This is a genomic window from Vibrio sp. CB1-5, assembly GCF_059412285.1.
Window position 1 is genome coordinate 38034 of the sequence record NZ_JBJHPB010000019.1, and the last position, 20041, is coordinate 58074.

The window sequence follows — 20041 nt, forward strand, 5'->3', positions numbered from 1 at the left end:
TTAGGGACATAAGAATATGAGCTACCAAGAAAAAAATGCAATGTCGCCAATTATGAACGCGCTAGTACCAATGGTGGTTGAACAAACTTCCCGTGGTGAACGCTCTTACGATATTTATTCGCGACTTCTAAAAGAACGAATCATTTTCTTGACTGGTCAAGTGGAAGACAACATGGCGAACCTAATCGTCGCCCAAATGCTTTTCCTAGAATCAGAAAATCCTGACAAAGATATTTTCCTTTACATCAACTCACCGGGCGGCAGTGTTACAGCTGGTATGTCAATTTACGATACGATGCAGTTCATCAAGCCAAACGTCAGCACGCTTTGTACTGGTCAAGCATGCTCTATGGGTGCTTTCCTGCTTGCTGGTGGTGCACCAGGCAAACGCTTTGCACTTCCAAACTCTCGCGTGATGATTCACCAACCACTTGGTGGCTTCCAGGGTCAGGCGTCAGACATTCAAATTCACGCGCAAGAAATCCTGACAATTAAAGAGAAGCTGAACAAGCTTCTTGCTGAGCACTCAGGCCAACCACTCGAAGTTGTTGAAAAAGATACCGACCGTGACAACTTCATGTCAGCAGCTCAAGCCGCTGAATACGGTATTATCGACGAAGTTTTAACCCATCGCGGTTAACCCGTCATCGTTTGAGTGAAATAAGACTGGATTGCTACCCTTGAAAAATGAATTCTCGGGCGCAATATAGTCTAAATTGATATACACTCAAAACATAGAAAGTAAAGGCTAAGAGGTTAGCGAATGACAGATAAAAGCAAAGAGGGCGGTAGCGGTAAACTGTTGTACTGCTCTTTCTGTGGTAAAAGTCAGCACGAAGTTCGCAAGCTAATCGCAGGTCCGTCTGTTTACATTTGCGACGAATGCGTTGATTTATGCAACGACATTATCCGCGAAGAAATCAAAGATGTGCTGCCGAAGAAGGAATCTGAAGCGTTACCAACGCCAAGAGACATTCGCGCGCACCTAGACGATTACGTAATCGGCCAAGACTATGCGAAGAAAGTTCTCTCTGTTGCCGTGTACAACCACTACAAGCGCTTGCGCAATGGTGATACAACGGCAGACGGTGTTGAACTCGGTAAGAGTAACATCCTTCTTATCGGTCCAACAGGTAGTGGTAAAACTCTACTTGCTGAGACGCTTGCTCGTTTCCTTGATGTTCCATTCACTATGGCCGACGCAACAACACTAACCGAAGCTGGTTATGTTGGTGAAGACGTAGAGAACATCATTCAGAAACTACTGCAAAAGTGCGACTACGACGTAGCAAAAGCAGAGCGTGGCATCGTCTACATCGATGAAATCGATAAGATCTCACGTAAAGCTGAAAACCCGTCAATTACACGTGATGTGTCGGGCGAAGGTGTTCAGCAAGCACTACTCAAACTGGTTGAAGGTACAATCGCTTCAGTGCCACCACAAGGTGGTCGTAAGCATCCACAGCAAGAGTTCTTGCAAGTGGACACGTCTAAAATCCTATTTATCTGTGGTGGTGCGTTTGCCGGCCTAGATAAAGTGATTGACCAGCGTGTAGCGACAGGTACAGGTATTGGCTTTGGCGCGGAAGTTCGCTCTAAAGACGAGACTAAAACCGTTGGTGAGCTGTTCACTCAAGTAGAACCAGAAGATTTGGTTAAATACGGCCTTATCCCTGAGTTCATCGGACGTCTCCCGGTCACCACGACCCTGACTGAACTTGATGAAGATGCACTTATCCAAATCCTAAACGAGCCGAAGAACGCCCTGACTAAGCAATATGGTGCATTGTTCGAGCTTGAAGGTGTTGAACTTGAGTTCCGCGAAGATGCGCTGCGTGCGATTGCTGCTAAGGCAATGGAGCGTAAAACAGGTGCTCGTGGTCTTCGTTCAATCCTTGAAGGTGTGCTTCTCGAGACCATGTATGAGCTTCCATCGGCAACCGATGTAAGCAAAGTGGTTATCGATGAAAGTGTGATAAATGGTGAGTCAGAACCGCTACTTATCTACACCAACAACGACAATCAAGTGGCCAGCGCAGAGTAATTTGCCAAGTTCACTCAAAAAGGAGGTATTGATTACCTCCTTTTTTTATTTCTTTATTGAATCCAACGAATACGCCCCCATATACTGAAAATAATACTAAGCGGAAGAGAGAATAATATGAACTTGGAACGTTCCGAGCGTATAGAAATCCCGGTATTGCCTCTGCGCGACGTTGTGGTTTACCCGCACATGGTGATTCCTTTGTTTGTTGGCCGCGAAAAGTCGATCAGCTGTCTAGAAGCTGCGATGGACAATGACAAGCAAGTACTCCTCGTGGCTCAAAAAGAAGCAGACACTGAAGAGCCAACCATTGATGACTTGTACACCACAGGTACAGTGGCAACGATTCTGCAGCTGCTGAAATTGCCTGACGGTACAGTGAAGGTGCTTGTTGAAGGTCAGCAACGTGCGAAAATCAGTAGCTACCGTGACGAAGATTTCTTCGTTGCGGATGCAGAATTCCTAATTACCCCTGAGCTTGAAGAGCGTGAAGAAGAAGTCATTGTGCGCAGTGCCATTGATCAATTCGAAGGCTTTATCAAGCTTAACAAGAAAATTCCACCAGAAGTGCTCACCTCTCTGGGTGGCATTGATGAAGCAGCGCGCCTTGCAGATACCATCGCTGCGCATATGCCGTTAAAACTTGCTGATAAGCAGCAAGTCCTAGAGTTACTTGATGTGACTGAGCGTCTAGAGTTCTTGATGGGCCAGATGGAATCCGAAATCGACTTACTGCAAGTAGAGAAGCGAATCCGCGGCCGTGTTAAGAAGCAGATGGAAAAATCTCAGCGCGAGTACTATTTGAATGAGCAAATGAAGGCTATCCAGAAAGAACTGGGTGACCTTGATGATGCCCCAGATGAGTTCGAGACGCTAAAAGCGAAAATCGAAGAATCAAAAATGCCAGCGGAAGCAAAAGAGAAGACAGAGCAAGAGCTGCAAAAGCTCAAGATGATGTCTCCTATGTCAGCAGAAGCAACCGTGGTTCGTAGTTACATCGACTGGATGGTGGGCGTACCTTGGGCGAAGCGTTCTAAGGTTAAGAAAAACCTCGCGAAAGCAGAAGAAGTACTGAACGAAGACCACTACGGTCTAGAGCGTGTGAAAGAGCGCATCCTTGAGTACTTAGCGGTACAAAACCGTATCAACAAGCTTAAAGGCCCAATCCTTTGTCTTGTCGGTCCTCCAGGTGTTGGTAAAACCTCATTAGGTCGCTCTATTGCGGCGGCAACGGGGCGTAAGTACGTTCGTATGGCGCTTGGCGGCGTACGTGATGAAGCGGAAATCCGTGGTCACCGTCGTACCTATATCGGTTCTATGCCGGGTAAGCTGATTCAGAAAATGTCGAAAGTAGGGGTTAAGAACCCGCTATTCCTGCTTGATGAAATCGATAAAATGTCATCAGACATGCGTGGTGACCCGTCATCGGCGCTGCTTGAGGTTCTAGACCCAGAGCAAAACAATGCCTTTAACGATCACTACCTTGAGGTGGATTACGATCTGTCTGATGTGATGTTTGTGGCGACGTCGAACTCGATGAACATCCCAGGCCCTCTTCTAGACCGTATGGAAGTGATTCGTCTGTCAGGTTACACCGAAGACGAGAAACTTAACATTGCCACGCGTCACCTTGTGTCTAAGCAGGTGCAGCGTAATGGTCTGAAAGAGCACGAGATTGAGATTGAAGACTCAGCAATCATCGGCATTATCCGTTACTACACTCGCGAAGCGGGCGTACGTAGCCTAGAGCGTGAAATCTCGAAGATCTGTCGTAAAGCAGTGAAGAACATCCTGCTTGATCCAGAACTTAAGAAAGTAACGGTCAACCAAGACAATCTGAAAGAATATCTTGGCGTTCAGCGTTTTGACTACGGTAAAGCTGATGACAGCAACCGCATTGGTCAGGTGACAGGCCTTGCATGGACGGAAGTGGGCGGCGACCTACTGACTATCGAAACTGAAGCGATGGTCGGTAAAGGCAAGCTGACACAAACCGGCTCGCTTGGTGATGTGATGCAAGAGTCTATTCAGGCTGCTATGACAGTGGTTCGCTCTCGAGCAGAAAAACTGGGCATCAACACTGACTTCTACGAGAAGCGTGATATTCACGTACACGTACCAGAGGGTGCAACACCTAAAGATGGTCCAAGTGCGGGTATCGCTATGTGTACTGCGTTGGTTTCTAGCTTAACGGGTAACCCTGTGAAAGCAGAAGTGGCGATGACAGGTGAAATCACCCTACGTGGTGAAGTACTGCCTATTGGTGGCTTGAAAGAGAAATTGCTTGCTGCACACCGCGGTGGTATCAAAACAGTGTTGATTCCAAAAGACAATGAACGTGATCTAGAAGAGATTCCTGACAACGTGATTGCTGATTTGAAGGTGATTCCTGTCCAATGGATTGATGAAGTTCTTGAAGTAGCACTAGAGCGCGCACCGCTTGGAGCGGCGTTTGAGCCTGTAAAATAGTGATGTGCCCCAAATTTAGCTAAAAGAAATACGCTGATAAGTAAAAAAAGCTTGTCAGCGTTTTTTTGTGGCACTAACTTTAGCTATGTAACTCTGAAGCCCTTGATGGACAAGGCTTGGAGTCTTTAACTACGAGAATGGAACTAACGTTACCTTTTAAAAATAATAACTGGGTAACAGAAAGGGGAAACACAGTGAACAAAACACAATTAGTGGAAAAAATCGCAGAAAACGCAGATCTATCTAAAGCTTCAGCTGGTCGTGCACTAGATGCTTTCATCGAAGCAGTGAGCACTACGCTAGAAGAAGGTGATCAAGTGGCTCTAGTTGGCTTTGGTACATTCAGCGTACGTACTCGTGCTGCTCGTACTGGTCGTAACCCAAAAACTGGCGAAGAGATCCAAATCTCTGAAGCTAAAGTTCCTGCATTCAAAGCGGGCAAAGCACTTAAAGACGCTTGTAACTAATCTTTTGGTGCAGTTAGTTGCAAACCTTGCGTTAACTGCACAAAAATTAAGCTTTCAACAAGCTTAATCGACAAATAAAGTCGAACCTTTTTTAAATATGCGCATCTTACTGATGCGCATTTCTTTTTCTGATATTATCCCATGCAGTTGAAGATAAACCTTCCTATCTGGAGAGTAATAAAATTATGATGGAGCGAATTCGCGAAGGCGTGAATAGCATCGCGGTTAAAATTATCTTAGGACTCATTATTTTGTCTTTTGTGTTTGCAGGTGTTGGCAGCTATATCGCTGGTGGTATCGGTAACACAGCTGCCAAAGTGGGTAATGTTGAGATCGGTCGTGGCGAGTTTGAGCAGGCGTATCAAAACGAGCGTAATCGTATGCAGTCGCAAATGGGCGAGTACTTCTCGACTCTACTTGGCGACCCAAGCTATGTCGCTTCTTTCCGTAAATCGGTACTTGATCGCATGATCGACGATGTGCTCATCGAGCAACATGCGGAATCTCTAGGTCTTCGCATCAGCGATTCTCAAATTCGTACAATGATGCTTGAAATGCCGCAGTTCCAAAATGACGGTAAATTTGACTCAGACATCTATCAAGCAACGCTACGTCGTGCAGGTTTCACTGCAGACAGCTTTGCAGAATACCTTCGTCGTGACCTAGTGCGCAGCCAATTGCTAAGCGCGCTTCAAGGCAGCGAGTTCACTTTGCCAAGTGAAATTGAAACTCAAGGCAAACTGCTGACTCAGACGCGTGACATCAAAACTCTAACGCTATCGCTTGAAGAGTTTGCGAACAAAGCTGTGATTACAGACGAAGAAGTCCAGCAGTACTACCAAGAAAACCCAGCTCAATTTACTCGCCCAGAGCAAGTAAAAGTGTCTTACATCGAACTATCTGCACAGACGCTAAAAGATAGCGTAACCGTGACAGATGAAGATGTTCAGCAATACTACGATGAGCACCTAGATAAGTACTCGACGGATGAGCAGCGTGAAGTTAGCCACATTCTTGTTCAAGGCGATGATGAAGCGAAAGCACAAGCTATCCTTGATGAGCTAAATGCAGGCGCTGACTTTGCAACGCTAGCGCAAGAAAAGTCTGAAGATATCGGCAGTGCTGAAGAAGGCGGTTCACTAGGTTGGATTGAACGTGATGTTATGGATCCTGCGTTCGAAGAAGCAGCTTTTGCACTGGTTAACGTTGGTGACCGCACGGGTCTGGTTAAATCAGATTTCGGTTACCACATCATTCAATTGGACGCGGTGAAAGCATCAGAATCTAAGCCACTTGCTGAAGTGAAAGCTGAGATTGTCGCAGAGCTTAAAGACCAAGTTGCGATTGATGAGTTCTACAGCCTGCAAAATGAGCTAGAGAAAGTGGCGTTTGAATACCCAGATTCACTGGATGACGCAGCGCAAGCGGTTAACCAGAAAGTGGTGACGACTGACTTTATCTCGCAAATCGATGCACCTGAAATCTTGAAGTCAGCAACAGTGATGCAAGCTATCCAATCACCAGAAGTGAAAGAAGATGGCCTGAATTCTGAAGTGATGGAAGTGGCTCCAGAGCACATTATTGTGGTTCGTGTAGACGATCTTCGCGAGCAAACTGTACTTCCTATCGAAGAGGTGCAAGAGCAAGTTGAAACTCAGCTAGCGAAAGTGAAAGGTGAGCAAGCGGCAATGGAACTTGGCGTTCAACTGGTTAATGAGCTTAAAGAAGGCAAATCGGATGCGCTTAACGCAAACGGTCTAACCTTTGGTGAGCTAGAAACTATCGACCGTAGTTCACCGCTAGCAGGTACTGTGTTCGCAATGTCTAAACCAGAAGAAGGCGCAGCAAGCTTCGCTCAAACCAAAGATATGCAAGGCAATGTTGTTGTCGTTGAGCTGAACAAAGTGATGTCAGATTACAACAGTGCTTACAACGAGCAAATCGGTGCACAGATGATCCGTGAAGCGACTCAGCAAGACATCAGCTCTGTGATTGCTATTCTTCGCAGCAATACTGAGATTGAGTACTTCCTAGACGCTCAATAATCAGTTGCTCAGCAAGTAGAGACAACATTAGTTCATTCACATTTGAATGTAACTGATAGTTCAATAATAACGGACTGCTTATGCAGTCCGTTATAGTTTCTACCTGTCAGACTTCCTTCCAAACTCGCTTCCCTTATGTTGGCTCACTCCTAAACCAACTAAAAAAGGGACAATTATGAAATTACTCACAACACTTTGGCTTGCGGTTATGTTGCTAGCAGCACCAACTGCGACTGTATGGGCTGCTGACGGTGATAAACTGGAAGGTATAGATATTACAGTGAACATTAACCAAGCCGAGCCAGAGGAGCTGGCAGAGCTCTTAAAAGGAGTCGGTATTGAGAAGGCGCAAAAAATCGTTGATTATCGAAAGCAGCACGGCAAGTTCACGTCTGCAGATGATTTAACTCAGGTGAAAGGCATCGGCGCGGCGACGGTAGAGAAAAACCGAGACCGAATTATCCTTTAGCGGCTGCGCAGCGATTGTGATGGAGCAACGCTAACCCAAAGCCCGCAGCTAAACCAATAGCGTGGGCTTGTACTGCCACATTGGCTTCAATGAGCGCTGATGTAGCCGCTGAGCCGCCAAAATACAGCTCCCATCCGACTTTCAAACCACCACCAAACACCAACAGCCAGCTTGACTTTCGCCCCTCGAGAGACTCTTTAAGCGCCCAAAATGCGAAGATTGCGTGCAAAATGCCAGAGAGTCCTAAATAGTAGCTGAGTGAGCTAAGCAGCAAGCCAGTGCCAACCAAAACGGCGCTGGAAAATGTGACTAACATTAATAGGCGCCAACTGGGGCGAAACAGATAACAGATCACCCAGAGAGCGGCGAGGTTCATGCCAAGGTGTGCTAAGTTGGTGTGTGAGAAATTTCCTGTTACTATCCGCCACCACTGGCCGGAGTAGATTGCCAGTTTGTTCCATTCAACCCAGTTTTGTAGCGCAGGGATTTGCAGCAATGCGCACAGTAAACTAAACAGCGATAGCCTTATGACGAAAGAAGTGTCCATGTCTCGTTATTGTCCAAAATGCCTCAAAGCTAAGCGGGCATGTATTTGTCAGTGGATAGAGCCCATCCACTGTGACACACAATTGATCATTTTGCAGCATAGCAGCGAAGAAAAGCGGCCACTGGGTACCGCACGCATCCTGTCGTTATCCCTTAAGAATGCTCGTTTGTTTGTTGGCGAAGATTTTAGTCAGCATGAAGAGCTCAATACGCTACTGGCCGACGAGCACTATCAAAGTGTGGTTCTCTATCCGGGGGAAGGGGCGCGAACCGTGTCAGATGTGAAAACCGACGCGGGAGACAAACCTCTTCGCGTAATACTTCTTGATGGGACGTGGAAGAAAGCCTTTAAGATGTGGAAGTTATCCTCCAACTTACATTCCCTAGCGCTTGTTAAGCTTGCCGATGACTTGATAGGGGACTACCGCATCCGCAAAGCCCCATCGAGTAATGCGCTATCAACGGTGGAAGCCGGCTTTTATCTGCTTGAGTCAATTGAACCGAATGTCGACTTTACGCCGTTAATCACAGCGTTTAATGAGATGATCGGCTTTCAAATCGACAATATGCCAAAAGGCGTGTTTGAGCGTAACTACCTAGACAAGCAGTAGGGGTTCAAATAAGGTTAGCCTTCGTAGGGTGGACTTGTCTTAGCTTGCGGCAAACAATTGCTGATGCATCTTCTGCGCATAACCATCGGTCATCGCTGATATGTAGTCAGCGATAACGCGCATGCCATCGTCATGCTGGCCACACGCCTTTCTCCACAGCTGACATGTCGATTCAGGCAACAGCCTCTCAGGATCGGCGTTGAAGGCCTCGAACAAATCCATAATGATTTGCTGTCCTTTGTACTCGACAATCTGCACTCTTGGCACCTGAATCACATATTGACTAACGAACTGTTTGAGCACGTCGAGCACTGCTGCCATCCCTTCTTCAAGATAGGCGTTATAGGCCAGTAGCGGACTTTCAAATTGGCTGTCGGGCACCGGTTCGACTTTAATACTGGTCAGTAGCGCATTAACGATACCGCCAATGGCGTCTTTGCGCTCATAATGCTTACCGGAGAACAAGAGCTCTGAGATAGAATCAATATTTTGGGTCAACCAGTTTGGCTCGAGGTTTCTTAACGCTTCTGCCGCACTTTGCTGCCATCGCTGCTTATCAATAAGCTCCAACACAATCGCATCTTCTAAATCATGGACGCCGTAAGCGATGTCGTCAGCGAGCTCCATAATGGAACAATCAAGCGACTTAAATCGAGTCTTACGATGCCCGAGTGGCGATGTTTGCTGTGCACGCATGGTCTGAAATAGCGCCTTGTCGGGCGGGGTTAACGGCTGTAAAATCCAATTGAACTGCACCGAGTCTTTATCGTAGATACCTTTTGCAGGCGACCAGTCTTTGGCTTTTAACTGGCGCTGATTGGCCACCGCATGAGGCTGCTTGTCTGAGCGCGTCTGGCTAATAAATGCTGGATACTTCAAAAGCCCTAACAAGGCTCTTCGGGTCAGGTTCATCCCGTGGGCTTCAGTGTATGGCTCTAACTGGGTCACAATACGAAACGTTTGGGCATTACCCTCAAAGCCGCCGTATTCTCGCATCATATAGTTCAGCGCGACTTCACCACCATGACCATAAGGCGGGTGACCTATATCGTGTGCCAGACACAATGCTTCGATTAACGCATCACTTGGCAGTAACTCTGCGAATTGTGGCTGCTTTTGCTTGAGCTGAGCCACGATGCCAGAGCCAATTTGCGCGGCCTCTAAGGAGTGCGTCAATCGGGTGCGATGAAAGTCATTCACGCCTGTGCCATGAACCTGCGTTTTCGCTTGTAGTCGACGAAATGCAGCAGAGTGAAGAATACGCGCTCGGTCGCGCTGGTAAGGGTCGCGATGGTCATTACGACGAAGTTTGTGCTCGTCACTATGCCTGACCTGCCAGATGTCTAATGGTTCAAGAGAAATGGCGTTTGGAGTGTCGGTACCTAATGTCATTATCTCTCCTGTTGCTAACTAATTTCGTCGAGTGACAACTCGAAGCTTGGCGCAAAGGTATGAAGAAAGTAATCCATCTCAGGTGTCTTTCGCTCTTGAAGGGTTTCATCTAAGCGTTTTTTGGCAAGAGCGTACTCGTGATTGCCTGCACTGAGTTCTTCAAGACACTTGAGGTAGGCACAGATCGAGTCAGCCTGCTTCACTATTTGTGCGTCCTCTTCGTGAGCGGCGTTAGAGATCAAGAATGGCTTAAAGTCTTCTTGAAACTCTTCTGGGAGAAGTGACAAAAGTTTGTGCTCGGCGGCGGCTTCTATCTTTTTGTATTCTTTGGCGATTTCCGGGTTGTAGTATTTAACTGGCGTGGGCAGATCACCAGTCAACACTTCACTGGTGTCGTGATACATGGCTAAAATAGCAACCCGTTCTGGATTGGTATTACCACCGAATTTTTTGTTTTTGATGATGGCCAGAGCATGAGCGACAAAGGCGACTTGCAGGCTGTGTTCGGAAATATTTTCGGTAGAGACTGAGCGCATGAGAGGCCAACGCTGGATCAATTTCATGCGTGCAAGGTGAGCGAAAAAGTGACTTTCTTTCATACAACGTTTTCCCCTTAAATCCGCGCCCAGTAGAGGTTGGGCGCGTATTAAGAATAGGCTTTATTGTATCAATATGAAAGAGTTACTGACTGTAGGTCGACAGGAACTTCTCAAATCGGCCAATGGCCATTTCCAAGTCTTCCACATGTGGAAGGGTCACGATTCTGAAGTGGTCCGGTTTCGGCCAGTTAAAGCCAGTACCTTGTACCAGTAACACTTTTTCCTGTTTGAGGAAATCGAGCACCATCTTCTGGTCGTCTTTGATGTTGTACATCTTCGTGTCGATTTTGGGGAACAGATACATGGCGCCTTTTGGTTTGACGCACGATACACCAGGGATCTGAGTGATCAACTCATACGCTTTATCGCGCTGCTCGAGTAAGCGGCCGCCCGGTAAAATAAGCTCATTGATACTCTGATATCCACCCAGCGCCGTTTGAATCGCATGCTGCATAGGTACGTTGGCGCAAAGACGCATCGAAGCCAGCATTTCAAGACCAGCGATGTAGCCTGTTGCCATTTCCTTTGGTCCTGTCATGAACATCCAGCCGCCGCGGAAACCACAAACGCGATAAGACTTGGACAGACCGTTAAAGGTCATCACGAGCACATCTTCTGTTAGTGTTGCGACTGAAGTGTGAGTCGCACCGTCATAAAGAACTTTGTCGTAAATCTCGTCAGCAAAGATAATCAGTTTATGCTGGCGTGCAATTTCGATGACTTCTAGCAGGAAATCACGACTGTAGACGGCTCCGGTAGGGTTGTTAGGATTGATAAGAACAATGCCGCGTGTTTTTGGCGTGATTTTCTTTTTGATGTCATCAAGATCCGGATACCAGTCCGCTTCTTCGTCACATAGGTAGTGTACTGGGTTACCGCCGGAAAGTGACACCGCAGCAGTCCATAGCGGGTAATCAGGAGCGGGAACTAACATTTCATCGCCGTTGTTTAACAGCGCTTGCATCGCCATTACAATAAGCTCAGATACGCCGTTACCAATGTATACGTCTTCAACGTCGAGACTGCGGATGCCTTTGCGTTGGTAGTGTTGAACTACCGCTTTACGAGCGGAGTATATACCTTTGGAGTCACAGTAACCTTGTGAAGTCGGCAGGTTTCTGATGACATCGACTAGGATTTCATCAGGGGCGTCAAAACCAAACGGGGCCGGGTTACCGATATTGAGTTTCAGTATTTTATGTCCCTCTTCTTCCATGCGCTTAGCATGTTTGAGTACAGGACCCCTAATGTCGTAGCAGACATTATCGAGTTTTGACGACATCCCGATATTTTTCATTGTTTAATTCCTAAAAATTCGATAATTTCTTTACTAAATTACACCAAATTGGCTTTTGAAAGAATAAAAATCTGATCAAAGTGGAAAATAAAGCACGCTGCCAAAAGGCGGAGATGTGAGCAGGTTGACATCATGAGCAATTAATCGCCTTGTGGCTTGATCTATAGGGTTGGTAGAAATAGAGTATTTCGTGTATATAGGAACAAATTTTAAGGTTATGAGGTTGATTTGTCTCAGTTAACAACAGCTATCGCTCAACTTGTCAGCAAACTTGAAACTGCCCCGCAAGGTTGTAAACGACTGGAGCAAAACATCGAGGGATGTCCTAAGTCTCACTGCATTGACTGGCTGGAAGCGCAACCTCATTATCCGAAGTTTTATTGGCAATCTCGCGACACTCGTGAAGAGGTAGTAGCGCTTGGTCAATTACACACATTCTCTGAAGCCGCACCCGCTTATACTATCTTGGCAGAAAATCAGCGTGTTTGGGGTGGGCGCTCCTTCGATGGCCATACAGACAAAAGCCGCCGCTGTATGCCAGCCTTTTTCTTCTTGCCGAAAATTGAACTGATACGCTTCGATGAAAGCTGGCGTATTGCCGTCAACATCAGTATGAGCGTCGAAAAAGCAATAGCCGCACTCAAGCAACTGGTGATCGATGTTGCTGAATTGCCACCGCTTGCCACGTCAATTTCAAGCCTAACTCACACTCCAAGCGAGCAGCAGTGGCATCAACTTGTTGGTGACGTGCTAACGGGCATTGAAAATAATCAGTTCAAGAAAGTGGTACTCGCGCGCAAAACCACGGTTGATGTCAAACAGCCGATTTCACCTGCACAATTGCTCAAAGCCAGTTATCGAGAAAATCATCATAGCTTCCATTTTATGATGGTGCTTTCCAAAGAGTTGGCATTTGTTGGCTCGACACCAGAGCGGCTCTATCGCCGAGTAGGTCAGCAGCTTGAGACGGAAGCCTTAGCGGGCACCATCGGACGCGGTGATAATGCCGCTGATGATATGAAGCTGGCTAACTGGCTGACGCAAGATGTGAAAAACATCAACGAGAACCAATACGTGGTTGATGACATTTTGCAAAGCTTAGCGCCTCATTCCAATGAGGTTCATTTAGAGCAAGAGCTTCGCTTAGTGCGCCTTCGCAAGGTGCAGCATTTAAAACGCAATATTGTTGCCCAGTTAAACAAAGGCATCAACGCGGTGCAGCTACTGCAAGCACTCCAGCCGACAGCGGCGGTAGCCGGCTTGCCTCGCAACGAAGCAATGGCGTTTATAGAACAAAGAGAGCCGTTCGCTCGGGGATGGTATGCAGGCTCTGTGGGTTACTTAAGCCATGAACGTGCTGAGTTTTGCGTTGCTATTCGCAGCGCTCTACTAATGAAAGATGAGGTTCAATTGTTTGCCGGTGCGGGCATTGTTCCAGGTTCAGTCGCTGAACACGAATGGCAAGAGTTAGACAAGAAAATGTCGACACTGCTTAGCCTTATTTCTGATAACCCGTCTCTTGGAGTGGCTTCATGAGCCAGCATCAAGCAGCCCTCAATCGCGTTTGGACACAAGTATTACTGGAAGAATGTTATCGCCAAGGCGTAAGACATGTTTGTATCGCTCCAGGTTCCCGCTCAACGCCGCTTACTTTAGAGGCGGTTGAACATTCAGAGCTCACGATTCACACACATTTTGATGAGCGTGGTCTTGGCTTTTTCGCGTTGGGGCTTGCTAAAAGTACGCAAAGCCCAGTGGCCGTTATCGTCACGTCTGGAACCGCTGTTGCGAACTTATTGCCGGCGGTGGCAGAATCCAAACTTACCAAAGAGCCATTGATATTGCTTACGTCCGACAGGCCTGTAGAGCTTGTCGGTTGCGGTGCTAACCAAGCTATCGATCAAACCGGAATTTTCTCTTCACATGTCAATCATGCGCTTGGTTTGCCTTCGCCATCGACACAAGTGCCCTTGCCTTGGCTCCTCACCTCCATCGATTATGCTTTCGCTGAGCAAAAACTGCGTGGCGGTAGTATTCATATTAACTGTCCATTCCCAGAGCCTCTTTATGGTGGGGAAGATAAAACGGTATTTGCCGACTACCTAGCCAGTGTTGGTGTATGGCAAGCAAGTAGTGATTGCTTCTCTGGTTACACAGAAAACAAGCTGCATGACTTCGCTCAAGATTCAAAGTCACTTAATCTTGCTGCTCGTAAAGGCGTCATTGTTGTCGGTAGCGTTCGTCTTGCTGAAGCCAAACAGGCGCTAGCGCTTGCCAATCACCTTGGTTGGCCTGTGCTTTGCGATCCGCAATCAGGTGTGAGTGAGCGTTGGCAGCGTTACGATATTTGGCTGCAAAACAAAGCGGCCAGTGACGCACTGGCGCAGGCTGATTTTATCTTGCAGGTCGGGTCGAGACTGGTGTCCAAGCGATTATTAAGTTGGATTGATCATCAAGTCGAAGTAGGGTGCGAGTACGTACTACTTGCTTCTGTTCTTGATAGGCTAAATCCAAGTCACCTCAGACAAAAGCAGCTTTGTGTCAACGTTAAGGATTGGCTCTATGCGGCATTAAAAACGCTTCCACAAGCTCAATTTTCAGGCTGGGCAGAGGGGCTCATCGACGCTTCGAATACGGTGAGGTCGAATCTTCTTAGCACGCCACATTTAACTGAGTTTGATGTGGCGAGAAGTATTGAGACGCTGCCAGACAGTGTGGACTTGTTTATCGGTAACAGCTTGATTGTACGCCTGGTGGATATGCTGACATCTATGCCAGCGATTGAAACCTACAGTAATCGTGGTGCCTCGGGTATCGATGGTCTGGTGGCAACGGCAGCAGGTGTGCAAAAGGGGAGTGGACGCTCTTTAGTGCTGTATATCGGTGATACCTCACTACTGTACGATTTGAACTCGTTGGCTCTGTTCTCACATTCTAATAAGCCATGTGTGATTGTCGTGACCAATAATGATGGCGGCGCTATTTTTGACATGCTACCCGCGCCTTCAGAGCAAAAGTCACAGTATTATCAAATGCCTCACGGTTACCAATTCCATCATGCTGCGGCGCAATTTGGTTTGTACTATCATGCGCCACAAGACAAATCTGAATTAGAGTCAGCTGTGGCTCACCATCTCTCTCAGGGTGAAGGTACTTTACTATTAGAAGTGACCACTCAACCTCGCGAAGTTGGGGAGATGATTCGCCAGCTTGGGCAAAGCGTGGCTAATGACTATAACTCTGCCCAATGACATCCAATATGTCTGAGCTTGAACGATTAGCGTATTGCTACATACCTTCTCACTCATTGCCTGAAGCGCCTTTGGTGGTGTTTGCTCACGGTTTTTTGGGGGCAGGTGATGACTGGGATGCGGTAAATCAAGCGCTACCTGAATATCACCAGTTGACGATTGACCTTCCTGGACACGGAAAAAGTTGCCCCGTTCAAGGCGTAAGTTTTGATCAAGTTTGCAGAATGATCACTGCGACAATACTAGACTGTATTCAAGCACATACATTAAGTGCAACAGTGCCGGTTTGTTTGGTTGGTTACTCACTTGGCGCACGTCTTTTGATGTATTTGATGACCAAGCACCGCACGACACACGAAATGATCAATGAGCTAAATATTAGTGGCCTAGTGATTGAGGGGGGCAATTTTGGCTTACCTGACGATGAGCAAAAAGCCGCACGTTGGTGCAGTGATAGCCAATGGGCTCAGCGCTTTAAGCAGGAAGAGATTGGTGTGGTTTTGGCCGATTGGTATCAGCAAAATGTGTTTTCTTCACTAAATCATGAGCAAAGACAACTTTTGATTGCTAAGCGCAGTGTTAACCTTGGAAGTGCATTGAGCGACATGCTGCTGGCCACATCATTGGCTAAGCAGCCAGACTTACTCCCAAGTGTGAGAACGCTGTCGTTCTCAGAACATCGAAAGCCACTTTATATTTGTGGTGAGTGCGATACTAAATTTACTCAGCTTGCCGTTGTCAGTGGGCTCGATTATGAGCCTATTGCCCATGCAGGCCATAACGTACACAAAGAGCAGCCTGTGGCTTTTGCCTCACGGCTGCGCACTTATCTAGAACAAATGAGCTTAGGCTCAGTAAAATAGTTGGAATAGATCATGGCTAAAACCGTTGGATTAACAGAAGAAGAGCTATACGCACCCGTTGATTGGGCTGATGTAACTGGTGACTTTGAAGAGATCACCTATCACAAGTCAAAAGATGGCATTGCAAAAATCACCATAGCTCGCCCACAAGTACACAATGCGTTCACGCCACGTACCGTCAACGAAATGATCAAAGCGCTAGCGGATGCACGCTACGATGAAGGTGTCGGCGTTATCATCCTAACCGGCCTTGGTGAAAAAGCGTTCTGCTCTGGTGGTGATCAGAGTGTCCGTGGCGACTACGGCGGCTACCAAGATGATTCAGGCACTCACCACTTGAATGTATTGGATTTCCAGCGTCAGATCCGTACTTGTCCAAAACCTGTGATTGCATCGGTAGCGGGCTGGGCTGTTGGTGGTGGTCACGTACTGCACATGATGTGTGACCTAACGATTGCCGCAGACAATGCGCAATTTGGTCAAACGGGACCAAAAGTTGGCTCGTTTGATGGTGGTTGGGGTGCGTCCTACATGGCACGTATCGTTGGCCAGAAGAAAGCTCGTGAGATTTGGTTCCTATGTCGTTTCTACGACGCGCAAGAAGCTGTGGACATGGGACTGGTTAACACCGTTGTGCCAATTGCTGATCTTGAGAAGGAAACCGTACGCTGGTGTCGTGAAGTTCTTCAGCATAGCCCAATGGCGCTTCGCTGCCTGAAAGCGGCGCTGAATGCTGACTGTGATGGTCAAGCAGGTCTTCAGGAGCTTGCGGGTAACGCAACTATGATGTTCTACATGACCGAAGAAGGTCAGGAAGGTCGTAACGCGTTTAACGAAAAACGTCGCCCTGACTTTGACAAGTTCCCAAGAAACCCATAATTTACACGTGTAATGGCTGCCTTTTGGCAGCCTATTTACGTTTGGTAGCGGTGGGTTGAGAGAGCGCTCAATATAGTGCATGAATACCATATTTTGGGGAACTCTTAGCCCTTACCGCGGCCTAACCCGGTGTATTGTTCATAGTCACCGTTCTTCTCAAGGTGGCTGTGATGACTTCTTATGAAGTGGGAACGACCATGAGACAAGCAAAACTCTATCGCTACTGTCTGCCTATGGACAGCGGTGTTATTCTTCGCGAGCAAAAGCTCACTGCAAGGGAAGGTTGGATTATTGAACTCAGTGACAACGGCCGCGTTGCATTGGGTGAAATCGCCCCGTTACCTGGATTCAGTCAAGAGTCGCTCGAAGCGGCTGGCGTCCAAGCTCAAGCCCAGCTCGAATTATGGGTTCACCATCAACCGACCGATATCGAAAGCTGTTACCCTTCGGTGGCGTTTGGCCTCTCGGCCGCGTTGCTAGAGCTGGACGGTAAGCTACCTGCGGAAGGCAACTATCGCGCAGCGCCACTATGCAGTGGTGACCCAGACGAGCTGATCCCTAAGCTCAATAACATGCAAGGTAAGAAAGTCGCCAAGATTAAGGTTGGCCTTTACGAAGCTATCCGTGATGGGATGATTGTTAGCCTATTGCTAGAATCCATACCAGACCTCACATTAAGGCTCGATGCGAACCGTTCTTGGACGCTGGAAAAAGCCAAACAGTTCGCCAAATATGTCGCGCCATCGCTCAGACAGCGTATTGCCTTTATTGAGGAACCTTGCCAGCAACCTGGTGACAGCGTGTCATTCGCAATTGATACTGGTATTGCTATCGCTTGGGATGAAACCTTGCAAGCGTCTGTTCACCAAAGTGACTTCGCAGTTAAACATCTTACTGGCGTGAAAGCGCTGATCATAAAACCGACCTTAGTTGGCAGCATCGACAAGTGCATGGCGTTGGTGGAAGAAGCAAAAGCACATGCCATTCAAGTGGTGATAAGCTCTAGCCTTGAATCGAGTATCGGACTTGGGCAGCTTGCACGACTGGCAAATTGGCTCAATCCAGAAGAAACACCAGGGCTGGATACGATGCAGTTATTTGGCGCTCAGCTTGAAACGCCATGGCCCGGATGTTTGCTGCCGGTGCAAACGCTGGCAGAGCAAACCTTGTATTGGCAGTCACATGGCGATGATGAGGCTTAATGACCTCCGTTAATTCTCCGCTCCCTCTTTGGGAGCATTGGGCGCAGCTCACTCCGGACAAGATTGCGATTAAAAACGGAGCCCACGCTATGACGTGGCGTGAGCTTTGTGAACACATTCAATCACTCGGTCAATGCTTAGTTGAGCAAGAATTAGCACCGGGAGATGTCGTATGTCTTGTTGGCAGAGCAGAGCAGAGCTTGGTACTTCGTTATCTCGCCTGCCTCGCTCACGGCGTTATTCCTGCCTTGCTCAGTGACCAATCCAAATCTCAGCTTATCGCTAAGTTTGATACCTTGTATCGCACTGATGAGCCGGCGAATGTCTGGGGTCACTGTCAATGGGACGAGTTAACGGCTCAGCGTGATGAGCATGAGCTTTATCGCGTCGAACGATTCGATGATGATAGTCCCATAGCGGATTCACAGCTCACGAGTGCCATTGAGATGACCGAACCCGTTGTCTCAATTGTCTTCACTTCTGGTTCAACGGGACGACCTAAAGCCGTCGCTCATCGTGCATCTCATCATCTCGCATCGGCAGAGGGCTTATTGCAGCGGTTTCGCTTTACCGCTGATGACTCTTGGCTGTTAAGCCTACCTATGTTCCATGTCTCTGGGCTGGCCATTGTTTGGCGCTGGCTAACTGTGGGTGCAACGCTCAACATTGCTTCTGGAAACTTTGCAGCAGATATTGCGAATGTCACCCATGCCTCGCTTGTTGCGACTCAGCTTAAGCGAATCATTGATAATCAGTGGCCGACATCACTAGAGCAAGTGTTGCTTGGAGGCAGTCATATTGCTCAGACATTAGTGGAGAGTGCAGAGGCTCGTGGGATTGAGTCTTGGATGGGCTATGGCATGACAGAAACCGCATCAACGGTGACCGCAAAGCGTGTTGATACGATTGCTTCTTCTGGTACTCTACTGCCACACCGAGCGCTAAAAATAGAAAATGAGCGAATCTATGTCGCGGGTGACACTCTAGCCTGTGGTTACTTTGTGCAAGGAAAGATTAGCCCGCTTGTGATGGAGTCTGGTTGGTTTGATACCAAAGATCTTGGTTGCTGGAATACACAACAAGAGCTGTGTGTTATTGGCCGCGCTGATAACCTGTTTATTTCCGGCGGTGAGAATGTTCACTGTGAAGAGGTTGAAGCAGCACTGAATAGTCTGAGCTTTATCAGCCAAGCAATGGTGGTGCCTGTTGAGGATGAAGAGTTTGGTGCACGATGTGTGGCTGTCGTGCAGGCAACGAGTCAACCTGAGATTAGCAAAATGCGTGAACAACTCACCCCTCTGCTGGCAAAATTCAAACACCCAATTGGCTACTTCTTAATGCCAAATCGACTGACCTCATCAGGGATAAAAGTCGCTCGTCGAGACGTCAAGCAGTGGCTTGCTGCCACTCAGTCGGATTTTATCGTTATTTCATAGTCCAAATCGGCATTGTTCATTCCAAGCAAGGCTCACCATAATAGCCACTATTGAATTGGCTAAGCGAGACGGAAGGGAATGAACAAGCTATTAATGGTCGCGATAGGATTGCAGATAGGTCTTGCATTGACCTCTGATGGATTGCCACAAGCACTTGCAGAGTTAACCGCCTTTTTGCTCACAGCGATCCTTTACTTGAACCACAAGAAATCAAAGTCGGCTTCTAGTTCAAACAAGAGCGCTCTATCGCCTTCCACTGATACCAGTAATTCAGCTTAGCTAAGTAGCCTGCCTGTTCTTAAACTCTGCTCTAGAACAACGTCATTCCCTTGAACAAGGGAATCTCACACAACGCGCTGTGAACCCAGTTCACGTGACATAGTGACTATCTTCAGTTGGTTGCGCGCTTTTACAGTTCTTCACTTTCGCGATGTGATGACGGGATATTGATGACGGGATATTGATGACGGC

General features: G+C 47.5%; 18 protein-coding genes. 14 read left to right on the forward strand and 4 right to left on the reverse strand.

Annotation, left to right across the window (positions count from 1 at the left end):
* Positions 1 to 16 precede the first annotated feature (16 nt).
* From clpP to ACJB0T_RS14115, 6 genes are all read left to right on the forward strand, one after another.
* Positions 17 to 640 (forward strand): ATP-dependent Clp endopeptidase proteolytic subunit ClpP, encoded by a 624-nt coding sequence (gene clpP / locus ACJB0T_RS14090; protein WP_042474027.1) that lies wholly within the window; start codon positions 17 to 19, stop codon positions 638 to 640.
* Between the two features lie 123 nt (positions 641 to 763).
* Complete coding sequence (clpX, locus tag ACJB0T_RS14095) at positions 764 to 2044, forward strand: ATP-dependent protease ATP-binding subunit ClpX (protein WP_042474030.1); 1281 nt, start codon at positions 764 to 766, stop codon at positions 2042 to 2044.
* Positions 2045 to 2161: 117 nt separating this feature from the next.
* Complete coding sequence (gene lon / locus ACJB0T_RS14100) at positions 2162 to 4513, forward strand: endopeptidase La (protein WP_479289039.1); 2352 nt, start codon at positions 2162 to 2164, stop codon at positions 4511 to 4513.
* Between the two features lie 194 nt (positions 4514 to 4707).
* On the forward strand, positions 4708 to 4980 hold the full coding sequence (locus ACJB0T_RS14105) for an HU family DNA-binding protein (protein ID WP_006075676.1): 273 nt from the start codon (positions 4708 to 4710) through the stop codon (positions 4978 to 4980).
* Between the two features lie 185 nt (positions 4981 to 5165).
* Positions 5166 to 7025 (forward strand): peptidylprolyl isomerase, encoded by a 1860-nt coding sequence (ppiD, locus tag ACJB0T_RS14110; RefSeq protein ID WP_479289041.1) that lies wholly within the window; start codon positions 5166 to 5168, stop codon positions 7023 to 7025.
* 175 nt (positions 7026 to 7200) lie between these two features.
* A complete protein-coding gene (locus ACJB0T_RS14115; protein ID WP_479289044.1) occupies positions 7201 to 7494 on the forward strand; it encodes a ComEA family DNA-binding protein in 294 nt (97 codons plus the stop codon).
* Here the strand turns inward: ACJB0T_RS14115 and rrtA are convergent.
* Positions 7484 to 8041, reverse strand: a complete 558-nt coding sequence (gene rrtA / locus ACJB0T_RS14120) for a rhombosortase (protein WP_479289045.1) — start codon at positions 8039 to 8041, stop codon at positions 7484 to 7486. The two genes, ACJB0T_RS14115 and rrtA, sit on opposite strands and share 11 nt — an antisense overlap.
* Between rrtA and ACJB0T_RS14125 the strand changes: the two genes are divergently transcribed.
* A complete protein-coding gene (locus ACJB0T_RS14125) occupies positions 8040 to 8651 on the forward strand; it encodes a tRNA-uridine aminocarboxypropyltransferase (protein WP_479289047.1) in 612 nt (203 codons plus the stop codon). The two genes, rrtA and ACJB0T_RS14125, sit on opposite strands and share 2 nt — an antisense overlap.
* 39 nt (positions 8652 to 8690) lie before the next feature.
* Here the strand turns inward: ACJB0T_RS14125 and ACJB0T_RS14130 are convergent, their stop codons facing one another.
* The 3 genes from ACJB0T_RS14130 to ACJB0T_RS14140 all read right to left on the reverse strand — a co-directional run bounded on the left by ACJB0T_RS14130 (position 8691) and on the right by ACJB0T_RS14140 (position 11939).
* On the reverse strand, positions 8691 to 10043 hold the full coding sequence (locus tag ACJB0T_RS14130) for an anti-phage deoxyguanosine triphosphatase (RefSeq protein WP_479289049.1): 1353 nt from the start codon (positions 10041 to 10043) through the stop codon (positions 8691 to 8693).
* 14 nt (positions 10044 to 10057) lie between these two features.
* Positions 10058 to 10642, reverse strand: coding sequence for a 5'-deoxynucleotidase (yfbR, locus tag ACJB0T_RS14135; protein WP_479289050.1), 585 nt, complete (start codon positions 10640 to 10642; stop codon positions 10058 to 10060).
* A gap of 82 nt (positions 10643 to 10724) precedes the next feature.
* A complete protein-coding gene (locus tag ACJB0T_RS14140; protein WP_112478927.1) occupies positions 10725 to 11939 on the reverse strand; it encodes a pyridoxal phosphate-dependent aminotransferase in 1215 nt (404 codons plus the stop codon).
* 228 nt (positions 11940 to 12167) lie between these two features.
* Here ACJB0T_RS14140 and ACJB0T_RS14145 point away from each other — a divergent pair, with 228 nt between their 5' ends.
* The 7 genes from ACJB0T_RS14145 (at position 12168) to ACJB0T_RS14175 (ending at position 19849) form a co-directional block, all read left to right on the forward strand.
* Positions 12168 to 13475 (forward strand): isochorismate synthase, encoded by a 1308-nt coding sequence (locus ACJB0T_RS14145; RefSeq protein WP_479289052.1) that lies wholly within the window; start codon positions 12168 to 12170, stop codon positions 13473 to 13475.
* Complete coding sequence (menD, locus tag ACJB0T_RS14150; RefSeq protein ID WP_479289055.1) at positions 13472 to 15190, forward strand: 2-succinyl-5-enolpyruvyl-6-hydroxy-3-cyclohexene-1-carboxylic-acid synthase; 1719 nt, start codon at positions 13472 to 13474, stop codon at positions 15188 to 15190. Before ACJB0T_RS14145 ends, menD begins: the two co-directional genes overlap by 4 nt.
* Positions 15191 to 15198: 8 nt before the next feature.
* Positions 15199 to 16053 (forward strand): 2-succinyl-6-hydroxy-2,4-cyclohexadiene-1-carboxylate synthase, encoded by an 855-nt coding sequence (menH, locus tag ACJB0T_RS14155; RefSeq protein WP_479289056.1) that lies wholly within the window; start codon positions 15199 to 15201, stop codon positions 16051 to 16053.
* A gap of 12 nt (positions 16054 to 16065) precedes the next feature.
* A complete protein-coding gene (gene menB, locus ACJB0T_RS14160; protein ID WP_353498138.1) occupies positions 16066 to 16932 on the forward strand; it encodes a 1,4-dihydroxy-2-naphthoyl-CoA synthase in 867 nt (288 codons plus the stop codon).
* 197 nt (positions 16933 to 17129) lie between these two features.
* A complete protein-coding gene (menC, locus tag ACJB0T_RS14165) occupies positions 17130 to 18134 on the forward strand; it encodes an o-succinylbenzoate synthase (RefSeq protein WP_479292204.1) in 1005 nt (334 codons plus the stop codon).
* A complete protein-coding gene (gene menE, locus ACJB0T_RS14170; protein ID WP_479289058.1) occupies positions 18134 to 19570 on the forward strand; it encodes an o-succinylbenzoate--CoA ligase in 1437 nt (478 codons plus the stop codon). The genes menC and menE overlap by 1 nt, the downstream gene beginning before the upstream one ends.
* Before the next feature lie 78 nt (positions 19571 to 19648).
* Positions 19649 to 19849 carry a hypothetical protein gene (locus tag ACJB0T_RS14175; RefSeq protein WP_479289059.1) on the forward strand — a complete coding sequence of 67 codons (201 nt, stop codon included), beginning with the start codon at positions 19649 to 19651 and terminating at the stop codon, positions 19847 to 19849.
* Positions 19850 to 20041 lie beyond the last annotated feature (192 nt).

Bases quoted from the DNA above. Each gene is read 5' to 3' on its own strand.
- ppiD (WP_479289041.1), top strand. From the start codon at position 5,166: ATGATGGAGCGAATTCGCGAAGGCGTGAATAGCATCGCGGTTAAAATT.
- yfbR (WP_479289050.1), bottom strand. From the start codon at position 10,642: ATGAAAGAAAGTCACTTTTTCGCTCACCTTGCACGCATGAAATTGATC.
- clpP (WP_042474027.1), top strand. From the start codon at position 17: ATGAGCTACCAAGAAAAAAATGCAATGTCGCCAATTATGAACGCGCTA.
- lon (WP_479289039.1), top strand. From the start codon at position 2,162: ATGAACTTGGAACGTTCCGAGCGTATAGAAATCCCGGTATTGCCTCTG.
- ACJB0T_RS14125 (WP_479289047.1), top strand. From the start codon at position 8,040: ATGTCTCGTTATTGTCCAAAATGCCTCAAAGCTAAGCGGGCATGTATT.
- menB (WP_353498138.1), top strand. From the start codon at position 16,066: ATGGCTAAAACCGTTGGATTAACAGAAGAAGAGCTATACGCACCCGTT.
- ACJB0T_RS14140 (WP_112478927.1), bottom strand. From the start codon at position 11,939: ATGAAAAATATCGGGATGTCGTCAAAACTCGATAATGTCTGCTACGAC.
- ACJB0T_RS14130 (WP_479289049.1), bottom strand. From the start codon at position 10,043: ATGACATTAGGTACCGACACTCCAAACGCCATTTCTCTTGAACCATTA.
- ACJB0T_RS14115 (WP_479289044.1), top strand. From the start codon at position 7,201: ATGAAATTACTCACAACACTTTGGCTTGCGGTTATGTTGCTAGCAGCA.
- menD (WP_479289055.1), top strand. From the start codon at position 13,472: ATGAGCCAGCATCAAGCAGCCCTCAATCGCGTTTGGACACAAGTATTA.
- menE (WP_479289058.1), top strand. From the start codon at position 18,134: ATGACCTCCGTTAATTCTCCGCTCCCTCTTTGGGAGCATTGGGCGCAG.
- rrtA (WP_479289045.1), bottom strand. From the start codon at position 8,041: ATGGACACTTCTTTCGTCATAAGGCTATCGCTGTTTAGTTTACTGTGC.
- menH (WP_479289056.1), top strand. From the start codon at position 15,199: ATGTCTGAGCTTGAACGATTAGCGTATTGCTACATACCTTCTCACTCA.
- ACJB0T_RS14175 (WP_479289059.1), top strand. From the start codon at position 19,649: ATGAACAAGCTATTAATGGTCGCGATAGGATTGCAGATAGGTCTTGCA.
- menC (WP_479292204.1), top strand. From the start codon at position 17,130: ATGAGACAAGCAAAACTCTATCGCTACTGTCTGCCTATGGACAGCGGT.
- clpX (WP_042474030.1), top strand. From the start codon at position 764: ATGACAGATAAAAGCAAAGAGGGCGGTAGCGGTAAACTGTTGTACTGC.